Below are 15,076 nucleotides of genomic sequence, written 5' to 3' on the forward strand. Positions count from 1 at the left end.
AGTATTTTATATGGTTACTAAAATAGATGGAGCAACAACTTGTAACGAAGTAGAAAGACAAGTTTTTGAAACAGAAATAAATATGGGAACAGTACATCCAGCAGCTTTAGAACCTTACAGGGTTAGATTATTTGTAGAAGACGAAATAGTCAAAGATGCTGAAATTACTGTAGGTGTAAACCATAGAGGAATTGAAAGAATCATGGAAGGATTACCAGTAGAAAAGGCTAATGCTTTAACTGAAAAAGTATGTGGTATCTGTTCAAACGGACACATCTACAATTCCTGTCGTGCTGGTGAAGGTGCTTTAGGTATAGAAATACCTGAAAGAGCTGTATATCTACGTGTTCTTGCAGAAGAACTTGAAAGATTACACAGTCACATGCTTTACTTAGGACACGGTTCAGAAGTTTTAGGTCATGAAACTTTCACAATGAGGATCTTTTACATAAGGGAATCTGTTATGAGCCTACTATACATGATGGGTGGAAACAGAGTACAGTATGGTATATCTGTATTAGGTGGAATCAGACCTAGGGCAGACTTAAATTCAAGAGAACAACAAAGAATTCTTGATACAATGGATTACATTGATGAAAAAGTAGCTGCATTCGCCGAAAGGTTTGTTGCAGATCCTATGGTGATGAGCCGTATAACCGGTACTGGTGAATTATCACAGAAACAGGCATTAGACTTGCATGTAACCGGACCATCATTAAGAGCAACAGGTTACGCTTTCGATCAAAGAACAAAAATGTTCGAATATGAACCATTTGAATTTGACGTAATCACTCAAGATGGTGGAGATGTAAGAGCAAACATCCTCATGAGAGCTACTGAAATATTTGAATCAACTAAAATCATCAGACAAGTTATTAAAGGTCTTCCTGAAGGTCCTGTAATAAACAAAGATTGGGAAATGGTTGATTCACCAGTATATAAAAGTTATATTGAAGTACCTCGTGGAGTATGTTACCATTCCTATGGTTTAGAAGATGGTAAAGTAAGACACAGTATTATCAGAACACCATCAATGTCAAACATTGGGGCTATGCAAGAATCATGTATAGGACACCCTGTACAGGATGCTCAACTTAACATTGTATCATGTGACCCATGTTTCACATGTACAGACAGAGCTATTCAAATAATTAAATTATAGGAGATTAAACAATGGATTTAGTATCAACAATAGGTGCTGTTATTGGAGCTTTTATAATTGCAGGAATAGTTTGTTTATGGTTACCAGGTATTGAAAAGAATGCTGAAGCAAGAATTCAACAGAGATTAGGTCCACAATTTGCTAGTCCAGGATTATACGCAACCTTTAAATTTATATTTAAAGAAGCTTTAACGCCATCAGCAATTATGCCTAAATTATATAATGCTTTACCAATATTTACTTTAATAGTAGTTGCAGCATTATTCTTAATAATTAACAGAGAAGCAATGATCTACTTAGGTACTTTTGCTAGTTTAGTAGCATTAGTTGGTTTATTAAAAGTAGAAGAAGTAATGTACTTATTTATGAGTTCATTTTCTCAGTCTTTAATGTCTAAAACCATGCCTTTCCCAGATCATGCTAAAGGTGGAAAACATAGAGATGCAAAACAATCATTCACAGAACAAATAAGTGCAAGCAGATCATTAAGACTTATATCTTATGGTAGTTTACCATTTTATATATCCTTATTCGTACCTGCAATTTTAGCTGGTAGTATTGATTTAAGCAGAATTGTTATATATCAACAATTAACCGGACCATTCTTATTCACATTACCAGGTCTAATTGCATCTGTTGTATTTATCATAGGTTTCTTAATAGTGTTAAATTCAAACCCATTTGCATTTTTAGAAGGTCATTCAGACGTAATTCAAGGTCCATTAATGGAATATATGTCTAAATCAAGAGCTATATATACTATGGCACATGCTTTCTTAATATTTGTAGGTGGATGTGTATATTCAACATTATTCTTAGGATATCCTCCTTGTTTCGGAATATCAATGATTGTTCCAATCATATGTTCTATAATTATAACAGTCATTGCAGCAGTAGTCAGTGCATTCGCACCATTATTCACCAACCGTGAATTCTATCCTACTGTCATAGCTACAAGTATGATATCTGTTATAGCAGTATTAGTTGCTTTCTTATAGATTATAATTAAAGGTGATTAAATGAAAATAGTTTTAAGAGCTCATCATATTATTAGCTTAGCAGGTTATATTGTAGAATTAAGAACTTCCTTCAGAAATTTAATCGTTGTCAATCATTCTGACGAACCTATTAAACTTGAAGTTCCTGTCCTTAATGATGGATGGATTGAAGATCATAAGAAGTTAGGTTTGGAGATTATTCCACTAAATGATGATGATGATTTCTTAGTTCAATTCCAAATGGCTAAACATAAATTAGATGAAGAAAGAAAACAATTAGCTCAATAAGTTACGAATAGTTAATCTTTTTTAGATTAACTTCATTCTTTTTTTTAAATATTTTTTTAATAATAACTAAATTATATTTTATCCTGATAAAATTTCATGGACTTTTTTGATTTTGAATTTTGATATACCTAAACTTTATATACTAAGAAGAACTTATTATTATATAATTAGGTACAACTAAAAATTATATTTATAATTAACCTAATTAACAAATGTTTAAAATTTTTCTTGATTTGCAAAAATCATATAATAAAGTTAATTTCGGAGGAATAAATTATGGCAAGAACTGTAGATGATTTACAACCAGGAGAATCTGGTATAGTTAAAAAACACAGAGTACATGGATCTCTTGGAAAACACCTTAGAGAAATGGGTTTAATTAATGGTACTGCTATAAAATTAGAAAGAAGAGCACCATTAGGTTATCCAGTTGAAATCCGTATTCAGGGATTTTCATTAGCTCTAAGAAAAGAAGAAGCTCAAGCAATTGAGTTACAATAGTTCAAATCTTTTATATTTTAATTTATATCATATGCAATGATTTAAATTATGAATATAATCTATTCATTTTATTGACCTTTTATAGGTTTTTGCTTATCGGATACTAGTTATCTAGTAAAAAATTCATTTGGTTTTTTCAAATGATGACTTTAAAATTAATAAAAAATATTCACAAAACTTAATTTAGGCAAGCCTAAATTAATAGACGAAGAGGTATAATATGGCGAAACTAAAATTTTTACTCGCCGGTAATCCGAACGTAGGAAAAAGTACCCTGTTCAATCATCTAACGGGTATGAAACAACACGTTGGAAACTGGCCCGGTAAAACAGTAGAACGTAAATCTGGTAGTTTCAAATTCGATGGAAACGAAATCGAAGTAATAGATCTTCCAGGTAACTATAGTTTAACCCCATATTCAGTAGAAGAAATAGTTTCACGTGATGCAATAATTCATGAACCAAACGATGCTGTTATAAACATCATTGACGCGGAAAATATTCAAAGAAACTTATACCTAACATTACAAATCATGGAAACTGGTGCTAATACAGTTTTATGTGTAAACATGTTAAACTATGCTGAAGATGTAGGGTTTGAAATCGATCTTAAAAAATTAGAAAAAACATTGGGAATACCTGTAGTAGTTGTAGATGCAAGAGAAGCAGATGGAATTGATGAATTAATCAAAAGAACCATCGAGACTACTAAAAAACCAACTGACAACTCAAAAGACTTGTCCTATGGTATTGAATTAGATGATCAGATAGAAGAAGTCAAAAAATTATTCCCAAATCTAAAGATGGGTTCAGCACCTGATTCATGGGTAGCTGTTAAATTACTTGAAGCAGATGATGAAGCACTAGACTTGGCAGAAGCATCTCCAGACAAGGAAAACTTAAGAAAATTAACAGAAATCCGTAAACAATTAGAAACTGAATTTGACGATAAAATTGATGATGTATTTATTGACGCAAGATATGCAGAAATTGACAATATAATGAAAAAATGTGTCAAAAAACCATCAGGTGAAAATGAAACACTTACAGATAAAATTGATAAAGTAGTAACTAATAGATTCATTGGAATTCCAATATTCTTATTTATCATATTCTTTGTATTTTTCATTACATTCAAAATCGGAGCCCCATACCAGGACTTCATTGATTATCTATTCGGATTATTGGGTGACTGGTTATTAGGATTCTTCGGAGAAGGTTTAATATCCTCATTACTAGTCAAAGGTGTAATCGGTGGAGTAGGTTCTGTATTAACATTTGTTCCTATCATATTCATATTGTTCTTCTTACTAAGTTTAATAGAAGATTGTGGATATTTAGCTAGAGCAGCATTTGTTATAGATAGGTTAATGTATAAATTCATGGGATTATCTGGTAAGGCATTTATTCCATTAATATTGGGAATTGGTTGTAATGTAACAGGGGTTATGGCTACAAGAACATTAGCAAATGAAAGTGATAGAATCTCAACAATACTCGCATTACCTTTCATTTCTTGTAGTGCAAGAATTCCAATATATGCATTGTTTACATCAGTATTCTTTGCTGATCCAATACAACAGAGTGTAGTGACATTCGGATTATACATAGTGGGAATGATTGTATCAGTCATAGTTGCAAAAGTACTTAAATGTACAGTATTCAAGGATGATTCAGCACCATTTATCATGGAACTGCCACCGTACAGAATTCCAACACTTAAAAGTTCCCTATTGCACATGTGGGAGAGAGGTTCCCTTTTCATTAAAAAGGCAGGAACAATAATTTTGGGTGTTTGTGTACTTGTATGGATTTTAAGTAACTTACCACCTGGTGTTGAAGAAGCATCAATTAACAGTGTCCTTGGTATGTTCGGTAGTATAATAGCACCTATATTTGCACCATTAGGATTCGGATTCTGGCAAGCAGCGGTAGCATTCGTAACAGGTTTACTTGCTAAGGAAACCGTTGTAAGTACATTCGGAACATTATTTGGTGTAGGTGAAAGTGGATTGGAAGCAGTATTACCTGTACTATTTACTCCACTGTCAGCATTGTCATTCATGATGTTCTGTTTATTAAGTGGTCCATGTGCAGCACACTTCGGTACTGTTAAACAGGAAACAAACTCATGGAAATGGACAATTCTCTCATGGGGAATGTGTTTCATAATAGGATATGTAGTGGCATTAATAATATATCAAGGTGGATTACTCATATTAGGGCCTAATTCACCATATGTATAGGTATAATAAACATACCTATCTTTCTCTTTTTTAGATTATAGGAGGGAAATATTATGATTATTGGAATAAATACCAAAAAAGTTAAAATAAAATCAAAAAAATAAATATCTTTACTAATTAATAATGGAGGAATTATAATGCAATGCATGTTATGTGGATGTAAATTTGACTTAGAAGAGGCATCCAAATGTGAATGTAATTGTGCTTTTGGTGGATGTGGGGGACAAAATGTCAAATGTCCAAATTGTGGATATGATACTCCGGTACCAAGAGAATTAAGACCTAAAAATAATTCAAATATAATGAACAAAATCAAATCATCATTACGAATATAAATCAAATGAGGTATATACATGGCTATTTGTAGATTATGTGGACATGAATTTGATGAAACAAAAGAGGAATTACTTGAATGTAATTGTGGTTGTGGATCCGATAAGGTACTATGTCCAAACTGTGGTTATGACGTAAGAGTCAAATCAAACGTTGCCAGAAGGCCTAAGACTGAAGAGGAAATGGGTTTTTTTGGTAAATTAATTAACAAATTAAGAATGGATACTAATTAATACTATATTTATTTATTCTTAATAGTTTTATTTCTAATTTTATTTCTAATATTACTTTCAACGCTTTAATTTACTTTAGTAACTTTTTTATAACATTTTTTAAATTTTTCACACTTTTTAATTCATAACTCTCCCTTTATTGCCTACATGTTTTATTGTTTTTTATCTGTTTTTTAAACAGATTATCTTTAAATATCTTACTTTTAAACTAATTTCTTTGCTTTTGTTATATATTCCTTCGGATATAATAAACATTAATTAATTAATATATTCTAGATTTAAACTATAATTTTTTGATAATTTAAAAATAGGGGTATGATAATATGAATGGAATAGCTTGTTTGTTTATTGGTGGGATTACGGCATATCTCTAAAAGGATTTCTGGGAGAAAGTGGCATGGCTACTTTAATTAGTATAATCGTTGGATTTATGGTAATGGGCTTTATCGCCACATTGTAGGCAAGCTAAACAGGTAATTTTTTTATCCTCATTTTTTGATGTTTAATGTTTGTCATGTAAGATATCGGTTAATTTATCTTTCTGGTTGTTAAGAATCAAGGTTGATGGTTATCAAAATGTTAAGGATAATTTTTCTTTATAATTAAATAATTCTAAAAACTATAAAAAGGGTAAAAAAAGATTAAAGATGTGTGATTGCATATTTATCATGGGATTAAAGGGTATTGTCAATATTATCATTTATGTGGTGAAATGGGATTTTTTCATTTTACTTTAATTTCCAGGGTAAGTAACAATACCCATTTTGATAATATGCGGGTGGTACTTTTTACCACTACTACTTATTATGTAAGGGGTAGTATATAAAGATTACTTTATAGTTGTTAAATAATTTTTTACTTACCAATTTTTTTTATCAACTTTAATTTAAATAATTTATTTTTTGCTAAGTTTTTCTTGATTTTCTTTTTGAAAAAAATTTTATATAGTATATCCCTTAAACTTATTATTAGAACTCAATTATATATTATCTTTGAAAGGATGTAACAATGACCAATGCAATGAATATAAAAGCAATAGAAAAACCGGGTGTTTTAAGTAAACTAACCAGTTTTATTGCTAAAAGAAACGTTAATATAGTCTATACTCAAGTATATAGGGAATCTTCAGAATATGCTTCAACATATATAGAAGTAGAAGATGTTGATGATTTCGATTTATTAGTTAAAGATATCGAATGTATTGATGAAGTGTTGAGCGTTAAAAAATCACCATCAATGGATAAAATCTGGGGAAAAAGAATCATCATTATCGGTGGGGGTGCCCAAATATCACAAGTTGCATTAGGTGCAATAACAGAAGCCGATCGTCATAATATCCGTGGCGAAAGAATAAGTGTCGATACATTACCAATTGTCGGTGAAAAGAAGTTAACCGAGGCAGTAAGGGCTGTATTGTCCCTTCCACGTGTCGGCGTATTGGTTCTTGCCGGTTCATTGATGGGCGGTACGATTGTCGATTCCATCAAGGAAATCAAACAGCATAGTGATATAAAGATTATCAGTTTGAATATGGTCGGTTCCGTGAGGAATTATGCTGATTTGGTCGTAACTGATCCTGTTCAGGCAGGAGTCATGGCAGTAATGACCGTTGCCAATACTGCCAAGTTTGACATTGATAGGGTTGATGAAGTTTTATAATCCATTTGTTTTTGCTGATTTTTTTTCACTTTTTTCTAGGATTTCTTTTTTTCGTTAACCGGGCATTTTTCTAATTTTATGTATTCATTTATTGATTCACGGGTAGTGCCTATTATTAATTTGTATATTTTTATACCGGAGTCTTTATACAGATATTCTTCACATACACCAGAAGCAATAACCCTTTCATTATTCTTTACAATTCCCGTATAAGTATGAGTAAATGATATTATACTTTCAATATTTCTGGGTCTACCTTCTAAAAATTCAACATTGCTTATTGTATATGTAGCTGGATTGTCATAAGAAAGTGAATCATTAATTATGTCACATTTTATCCTAATCTTTTCCAATTGATTAATGCTGACATTCTCCTCGATATCAATTTCATCCTCTTTTCTGTTTAATAAAATATCAAACAATGTATTATTAATAACTCCCCTATTATTCTTACGTGATTCATACCATTTGAATTCATTAAAACTCATGGAATCATCCTTTATACGCTTATTATAAACAAATTCCCAATAATCATCCCCAATAGCATCCAAGCATACATTTTTATCATTCTTTGCATTTGAATAAAATTCAATTGCCCTTCTATGTTCATCCAGTCCGAATACTATAAAATCAATATCCGATGTTTCATTTTCAAGACCAATCAATGAAGAACCGGTAACACCCATATTTTCATAAGCAATGCCTGCACAATCATGAAATGTATCAGACAATAAACAAATCTTCTCATAAAGGGATGATTTGTTTCTGTTTTCCCTGATTTTTTTCAATCCTAGAATAGGATCATATACTTCAACGACATCCTCCTTTAAAACACCCATCATTTTTTTATTGATTATATTCCACTCGAATAAATAATCAGGATGATTCCTTTTTAAATAATCATATGCCTCATTGCTGTTAACCTTTTTATATCTAACACCATCCAAAACTCTATCTCCATCATCACACGGCACATATCTCAAAAATGCAATATAATGGGTTTTCGGATGATTATAGCTGTTTGCCGCAAAAAATAGATTGTCCCTAGTTTTTAAATAAAATCTTGTATTGACCTTCATGATAACCCCTCATATCTTAGTTTAATCTATGTCCATTATCCATTAAATTATTATGTGATTAAAGATATAAGTTAATATGAAAATTTATGGAATGGATATGATGCAGTATTTAAAATGGAATGATGGCAACAAATATGATGGAAGCCAAATAAATCCATCATGGGCTTTTAGGGAATTTGCAGTTAAAGATTCAACAATAGTCTCATGGGTTGGCCCCATGGATATTCAATCAGACAACCTTATAGACTATGAAGATGTAGGATTGGATATTAAGGGAAATAAGATGTTACACTTTATAGTAGAACACTTTGATGAACAGCCGGGTAACCTACGCCTAATATATCATAGGCAGCGATTGCTTGTTATGATAACAAGAGACATCCTAAAGGATTATTCTGTGGATACAACTCAAGACGGGGATGACATATTCATAGACAATAAGAAGTTATCCGTATCAATAGCATCGGCATCAATAAGTTCAATGAAGATACATTTTGCATTAAACATCACTACACAGGGAACACCGGATGATGTGGAAACCTCAGCACTGGAGGATAATATGGATATGAATGAATTATCTGCCTTACAGGATAAAATAGCAAATGAATACATTCATTTCATGGATGATATTGAAAAGGACATAACAAAGACAAAAGTATTTTAGGTGATTAATATGATGAAAATAAATTTAGATGGAATACACACGAACTTACGTTTTTCAGCAGCACACATGGTAATAGGACACCAGTCCTGTGGAAAGATACATGGACACAGTTACATAGTGGATGTTGAAATAGAGGGTAAACGTACCGGACAATTCGGATTTGTAATAGACTTCAAGGTATTAAAGGACATCACACGAAAAATATGCAAATCACTCGATCATAGGGTGCTAATACCATATGACAGTCCTGATTTAAACGTAACGTTTGAGGATGACAATTCAATAGAGTTCACTGTACTTGACTGTCTGGAATATAAGCTACCAAAACAGGATGTAGTACTGCTTCCAATAGAATCCACAACTGCAGAATCTTTATCCACATACATCACCGAAAAGATCGTTGATGAACTGGAGGATAAGGACACTTTAAATTACATCGAAGTACAAGTCAATGAGGGAATAGGACAGGGTGCTTCATATCGTAAATACATAGAACTTTAATTATTTCTTTAATAAATGGGGAGGTTTTACTATCACGGTCAATATTAGTGAAATATTTTCAAGTATACAGGGAGAAGGAAAATTCATAGGTAAACGACAGATATTCATACGATTTGCAGGATGCAATATTGACTGTAAGTACTGTGATACCTTGGAGAGCAAATCCTTCGATACGGGCAAGTCTTATTCTTATGAACAGTTGAATGATGAGATTCAATCTTTAATGACCGAAGATTTCCATTCATTGGAAATAACCGGTGGAGAACCGCTTGTTCATGCGGAATATATTAAGGAATTCTTAAACACATATCCATATCCGGCAATGCTTGAGACAAATGCAACACTGCCTGATAATCTACTGCTATTGAAGGATGTAATCAGCATAGTCTCTATGGATATAAAATTACCCGAACATTTTGATGATCAATTACAGTGGAAACAGGTGTATTTAAATGAGTTGGAATCAATCAGGATTATGCAAAAAGAGAATATGGATTATTATCTTAAGATTGTCGTAAGTGATGATACGCCTTTGGAGGTTATCCAAAAAATACTTGATGACTTAACAAAAATTCAATCAGATGACATATTGCTGGTCATTCAACCTGTAAGTCCTATGGAAAAATGGACTGATAAGACACACCTGTTTGAAATATCCGAACTTGTGGGTAAGTATTATCCCGTATCAATCATTCCTCAGATTCATAAGTACATGCAAATCGATTGATTCATACCACTTTCCTCTTTTTAAATATTTTTTAGATTTGACCATCGCTTTTTTTTTCGATGAATATTAATTATTAAACGTTACAATTTCATGACTTACCTTTTTGACAAATCCAATAATTTTTAAAAAATATTATTATAACTTAAATCATAAATAATATTATTTGATAAGAATTACTAGTCTTATAAATAATTAATATAAGAGGGAAATATCATGAAAAAACTAAATAAGAGCATAATGTTATTTATCACATTGTTGATATGCGTCATTTTCTTATCAGGTATTGTAACAGCAAACGACTCATCAAGTACATTCATAACGGATGAATCTTCATCAATGATTAATGAGAATGTTGCTGATACATCAGATAATCAAATGACTCTGCTAAATGAAATAAACGATAATGACATTCAGACAGGCATGCAAAGTAGTAAAAAAGATAAAAACATAAAGGATGATACAAAGCTACAAACAGTTTATGTTAATTCCGGGGCAAGCCAATCAAATACGGGTGAAGACAGACAAAATCCTACAACATTAAACAATGCCCTCAATAACGTTGCCGACGGCGGAACAATATATCTGATAACTGATTCGTTTACAGATACATACAACTTGACATCAACGTTATCTCTAAGCAGATATTCAACGAACATAAACTCATTAAACATCATCGGAGAAGAAAATAAAAACATTACAATCTCTGGTAATAACAATACACAGATATTCAATATATATTCAACAACCGTCAATATTTCAAACATTAACTTTAAAGATACGCAATTGGATTCATCCAGCAGTATATATGCAAGCAGTTCAACATTAAATTTCATAAACTGCAGTTTCGCGAATAATTATCGTAAGGATTATGGGGCAAGCATCTACGCATCATATTCCACCATCAACTTAAACAATTGTAAATTCGACAACAATACGGCTAATTACGGTGGGGCAATATATCTAACAAGATCCAATTTAACGGTTGATTCATCAGAATTCAATGATAACAATGCATTCAGTGGGGCGGCAATCTATGCATTAAATTCTAAACTAACAGTCAATTCATCAACATACACAAGAAATAATGCAAGTTTCGGATCCTCCGTATATGCTCTTAAATCCAACATCACCAGTGGTAATACAAGATTTATCAATAACACCGCACTGTATTATGGTGGAGCAATCATTCATCTTAGCGAAGGAAAAACAGTTATAAACAATTCGTCATTCATTTCAAACGGTGCCCGATACGGTGGAGCGGTTTATGTAATGCAATCCGATTTAAACGTTACCTATTCCGTATTTGAAAACAACACCGCCCAGTCGGCATCAGCCATATACACATATAACAATACGGTTCATATTAAAAATAACTGTATTGTAGACAACTGTTTAAACAATTCATTAATATCAATGGCATATCCGAAAAGTTACATCCTTGATGAGAACTGGTGGGGAGTGAATAATCCGGATTTCTTTAAATTAACGGGAGGTTATATCCCAGATACATGGGTATTGATGACATTTAAAAATAATACGTCAACACAAACGGATAAACTAAATCTAACGGTATCCATCAATCAATTATCCGGTCAAAACACTCTTCAAAATCCAATACCAACAAGAAAAGTGATATTTTCCTCAGAAAGCGGTGAATTTGATAATGAAGTGATGGATATATCAACAAGCGTAACTAATGGATATTCCGGTGATTCAACGCTTTATGCAAGAATAGATAATCAGTATATGCAATTAAACAGTAAAATAATCCCATCCCTTCTAATGGATGATTACATTACAAACGAAAGCAGCATTAACCTTACAATAACTGCCAATAAGGACATATCAGGTACGTTTAACTTAACATTAAACAACTATACCTCAAAGTTGACTGCCAAACAAAAAACAAGATTGTACTATCCAATATCCGACTTAACTCCGGGAGAATACATCATCAACTTAACGTATATGGGAAATACGAAGTATGATACTGCAAGTGTAATCTCTCATTTGGTGGTTCAATCAAAGAATTACACTCAAAATGAAACAATACTTCCAACATTAACTAAAGAGACAATTAACTCCACAACATTGCCATCCAAATATAATCTTTTGGACTTGGATTTACTTACTCCTGTAAAGTCACAGGGATCAGCGGGTAGCTGTGTATCATTTGCAGCAGTTGGAGTAATGGAATCGGCCTTAAAGAAATTAACCAATATGACCTATGATTTATCTGAAAACAATGTAAAAAACATGTTTAAGAAATATTCAATTCTGGGCTTATCCGGTTTGGAGCCCAATGATGGAGGATATGACATGGAACCCGTTGGTTATATGGCCAGTGGATATGGTCCTGTACTGGAAAATCTGGATGAATACAACACACAATCCCACATCTCCAACATATTCGAACCGCTAATCAGGGTACAGAATATATATTTCATACCTGCACGTAATAATTTCACGGACAACGATAAAATCAAGGAAGCTATAATGAAATACGGTGCCATGTATACCGGTGTAAAATTAAGTAGTTCATTAAACCAGTATAATGTCGGCGTTAATCAATCAACACATGCCGTTTGTATTGTAGGATGGGATGATACGTACAGCAGAACTAATTTCTCACCTAATGCTCCTGGAAATGGTGCATTCATTATAAAAAATTCATGGGGAGAAAATACTGGAAATAACGGTTATCAATATGTTTCATATTATGATAGTGTAATAGGCAACATCCCATATGTCGGTGATTATAACTCATTAAACTTTGTAATAGACTGTGACAACAGTTATAATTACTCCAACATCTATCAATACGACAGTGTGGTTTACGTCTATACATTAGGGGATACCGATGGTCAATACTGGATAAACAACTCATATACCATCCAAAAAGATGAGGTAATATCTGCCGTCGGAACATACTTTATTGATGATTCGGAATATGAAATGAAAGTCTATATAAACAATAACCTCGTTACAACAAAATCCGCTAAGTTAACCCAGCCTGGTTATCAAACAATACAACTGGATAACTTCTATCGTGTAAAGAAAAATGATGAGGTAATGGTGGTCATCCGCATTAAGCAAAACATCGGGGATGGTAACATTTATGTGCCGTTACATGATAATGAATATCCAATAGCCTACTCTAATCCCAAATCATTCATAAGTTATACGGGATTTCAGTATGAAAACTTAAAAAGTCAGGATACGGTAGCACCTATAAAGGTATACACCATGGATGTGGCGGAATTTGACACAAACGTAGATGTGGATTTAAGAAGCATCAATATAAAAACTGATATAACCAATTTGGATTCTGATGCAAAACTGTACTATAAAATAAACGGGGAATTTATTAAGGATTCTGAGGATAACATAATATTCACGGATTTGACGGCAAATGACTCAAGCGTTGAATTAATCTATTACAAGGACACCCTAACCGGAAACAATGTTACATTGGATACCATATTATCATATAAGGGATTGAACATTACAAAATCATTGGAATTCAATCCAATTAGGGAAATACGATTGGAAATTGATAATATAACTGCATATATCAACACCCCTATATCAATATCACTTAATGTTACCAATCAGGACAATGAAAGATTAACAGGTGGATATGTGGTATTTAATGATGTGTATGGTAATAGCCTGGGTCAAGCAGATGTAATTGATGGACTGGCCACAATCACGCTTACATTCGATGATTATTATGATGATGTGCTAAGCGTAACCTACTTTGATAAGGATAATCAACTGCTAACAGAAAACACAACCTCATTAACGGTTAAAAAGCATGAAGTCATAATTCAAATGGAGGATATCGTTGCAAATCCGGGGGAAACCGTGACGTTGACTGCTAGGATAACTGATGAAGCAGGTTCCAACATTGAAAACGGTAAGGTGGTCTTCAAAATTAATGGTAAAACACTAAAAGATGTTAATGGCAAGGTAATCTATGTAAAAGTGAGGGATGGAATAGTATCAACTCAATATACTATAGCAAGTAATACTACAAACGCTAATTTAACTGTTCAGATAACATACTCCGGTTCAAACAAATACGATTCATCTAAAAATGAATCTACCATAACAATCAATCCATTAACGCCGGAACTTAGATGTGAGGATATCACTGCCAACAAATCCGGTCAGATAACATTGAAGGCTTGGATAAATGACGGTGACAATAACATAAACAATGGAAAGATAGTATTCAAAATCAATGGTAAAACGATAAAGGATGAAAACGGTAAGGTGATATATGCCAAAGTAGTAAACGGAAGTGTCGCCGTTAACTATACCCTACCTGATTCCATGAATGCCAAAAACTATACAATTACGGCGGTTTTAATATCCTCGGACTATCCAAGACTGGAAGATACTAAGACATTGACCGTACTTTAGAGGATATTCCTCATTACCCTTATTTTTTCAAACTAATTTTTTCTTTATTTTATCTTACAATACTCCTCTTTAAACGGAATTCTCACCTAAATTAATGATTCTCCACTGCAATGTCTCATATTACAATTTAAAGTAGTTTAAATTTTTTCAATCAAAAATAACTATTCCTATCTTCTTTTTATAATTTGATTTATAGAAAAGATCATATGTATATCATAGGATATCTTGTTTCTGGTAGTATTTGCTTTAATCCAATTG

General features: G+C 32.5%; 13 protein-coding genes. 12 read left to right on the forward strand and 1 reads right to left on the reverse strand.

From position 1 onward, the window contains the following. Positions 1-10: 10 nt before the first annotated feature. The 8 genes from AW729_RS08385 to AW729_RS08420 all read left to right on the forward strand — a co-directional run bounded on the left by AW729_RS08385 (position 11) and on the right by AW729_RS08420 (position 7,419). On the forward strand, positions 11-1,162 hold the full coding sequence (locus tag AW729_RS08385) for a nickel-dependent hydrogenase large subunit (RefSeq protein ID WP_112124688.1): 1,152 nt from the start codon (positions 11-13) through the stop codon (positions 1,160-1,162). An 11-nt stretch (positions 1,163-1,173) separates the two neighbouring features. Continuing rightward, a complete protein-coding gene (locus AW729_RS08390; protein WP_112124689.1) occupies positions 1,174-2,160 on the forward strand; it encodes a respiratory chain complex I subunit 1 family protein in 987 nt (328 codons plus the stop codon). A 21-nt stretch (positions 2,161-2,181) separates the two neighbouring features. Beyond that, positions 2,182-2,448: an energy-converting hydrogenase B subunit P gene (locus tag AW729_RS08395; protein ID WP_112124690.1), complete on the forward strand. Its 267-nt coding sequence runs from the start codon at positions 2,182-2,184 to the stop codon at positions 2,446-2,448. Between the two features lie 276 nt (positions 2,449-2,724). Continuing rightward, entirely contained in the window at positions 2,725-2,949 is a 225-nt protein-coding gene (locus AW729_RS08400) for a FeoA domain-containing protein (RefSeq protein WP_112124691.1), read from the forward strand. A gap of 220 nt (positions 2,950-3,169) precedes the next feature. Continuing rightward, positions 3,170-5,194, forward strand: a complete 2,025-nt coding sequence (gene feoB / locus AW729_RS08405) for a ferrous iron transport protein B (protein WP_112124692.1) — start codon at positions 3,170-3,172, stop codon at positions 5,192-5,194. Positions 5,195-5,331: 137 nt separating this feature from the next. Continuing rightward, entirely contained in the window at positions 5,332-5,529 is a 198-nt protein-coding gene (locus AW729_RS08410) for a hypothetical protein (RefSeq protein ID WP_112124693.1), read from the forward strand. An 18-nt stretch (positions 5,530-5,547) separates the two neighbouring features. After that, complete coding sequence (locus AW729_RS08415; protein ID WP_112124694.1) at positions 5,548-5,760, forward strand: hypothetical protein; 213 nt, start codon at positions 5,548-5,550, stop codon at positions 5,758-5,760. Positions 5,761-6,768: 1,008 nt separating this feature from the next. Further along, on the forward strand, positions 6,769-7,419 hold the full coding sequence (locus AW729_RS08420; protein WP_112124695.1) for a DUF5612 domain-containing protein: 651 nt from the start codon (positions 6,769-6,771) through the stop codon (positions 7,417-7,419). Positions 7,420-7,454: 35 nt separating this feature from the next. Here AW729_RS08420 and AW729_RS08425 read toward each other — a convergent pair whose 3' ends face one another. Continuing rightward, positions 7,455-8,498 (reverse strand): nucleotidyltransferase domain-containing protein, encoded by a 1,044-nt coding sequence (locus tag AW729_RS08425; protein ID WP_112124696.1) that lies wholly within the window; start codon positions 8,496-8,498, stop codon positions 7,455-7,457. Positions 8,499-8,598: 100 nt separating this feature from the next. Here AW729_RS08425 and AW729_RS08430 point away from each other — a divergent pair, with 100 nt between their 5' ends. The 4 genes from AW729_RS08430 to AW729_RS08445 all read left to right on the forward strand — a co-directional run bounded on the left by AW729_RS08430 (position 8,599) and on the right by AW729_RS08445 (position 14,818). Further along, entirely contained in the window at positions 8,599-9,162 is a 564-nt protein-coding gene (locus tag AW729_RS08430; RefSeq protein WP_394339557.1) for a DUF366 family protein, read from the forward strand. A 9-nt stretch (positions 9,163-9,171) separates the two neighbouring features. Further along, complete coding sequence (locus AW729_RS08435) at positions 9,172-9,663, forward strand: 6-carboxytetrahydropterin synthase (protein WP_335645351.1); 492 nt, start codon at positions 9,172-9,174, stop codon at positions 9,661-9,663. 64 nt (positions 9,664-9,727) lie between these two features. After that, complete coding sequence (locus AW729_RS08440) at positions 9,728-10,390, forward strand: 7-carboxy-7-deazaguanine synthase QueE (protein WP_257791427.1); 663 nt, start codon at positions 9,728-9,730, stop codon at positions 10,388-10,390. A gap of 213 nt (positions 10,391-10,603) precedes the next feature. Beyond that, positions 10,604-14,818 carry a C1 family peptidase gene (locus AW729_RS08445; protein ID WP_112124699.1) on the forward strand — a complete coding sequence of 1,405 codons (4,215 nt, stop codon included), beginning with the start codon at positions 10,604-10,606 and terminating at the stop codon, positions 14,816-14,818. The last annotated feature ends 258 nt before the right edge of the window (positions 14,819-15,076 follow it).

This window comes from Methanosphaera sp. BMS, from assembly GCF_003268005.1.
In the GTDB taxonomy this organism is placed as follows: Archaea; Methanobacteriota; Methanobacteria; order Methanobacteriales; family Methanobacteriaceae; genus Methanosphaera.

Bases quoted from the DNA above. Each gene is read 5' to 3' on its own strand.
- AW729_RS08385 (WP_112124688.1), top strand. From the start codon at position 11: ATGGTTACTAAAATAGATGGAGCAACAACTTGTAACGAAGTAGAAAGA.
- AW729_RS08390 (WP_112124689.1), top strand. From the start codon at position 1,174: ATGGATTTAGTATCAACAATAGGTGCTGTTATTGGAGCTTTTATAATT.
- AW729_RS08395 (WP_112124690.1), top strand. From the start codon at position 2,182: ATGAAAATAGTTTTAAGAGCTCATCATATTATTAGCTTAGCAGGTTAT.
- AW729_RS08400 (WP_112124691.1), top strand. From the start codon at position 2,725: ATGGCAAGAACTGTAGATGATTTACAACCAGGAGAATCTGGTATAGTT.
- feoB (WP_112124692.1), top strand. From the start codon at position 3,170: ATGGCGAAACTAAAATTTTTACTCGCCGGTAATCCGAACGTAGGAAAA.
- AW729_RS08410 (WP_112124693.1), top strand. From the start codon at position 5,332: ATGCAATGCATGTTATGTGGATGTAAATTTGACTTAGAAGAGGCATCC.
- AW729_RS08415 (WP_112124694.1), top strand. From the start codon at position 5,548: ATGGCTATTTGTAGATTATGTGGACATGAATTTGATGAAACAAAAGAG.
- AW729_RS08420 (WP_112124695.1), top strand. From the start codon at position 6,769: ATGACCAATGCAATGAATATAAAAGCAATAGAAAAACCGGGTGTTTTA.
- AW729_RS08425 (WP_112124696.1), bottom strand. From the start codon at position 8,498: ATGAAGGTCAATACAAGATTTTATTTAAAAACTAGGGACAATCTATTT.
- AW729_RS08430 (WP_394339557.1), top strand. From the start codon at position 8,599: ATGCAGTATTTAAAATGGAATGATGGCAACAAATATGATGGAAGCCAA.
- AW729_RS08435 (WP_335645351.1), top strand. From the start codon at position 9,172: ATGATGAAAATAAATTTAGATGGAATACACACGAACTTACGTTTTTCA.
- AW729_RS08445 (WP_112124699.1), top strand. From the start codon at position 10,604: ATGAAAAAACTAAATAAGAGCATAATGTTATTTATCACATTGTTGATA.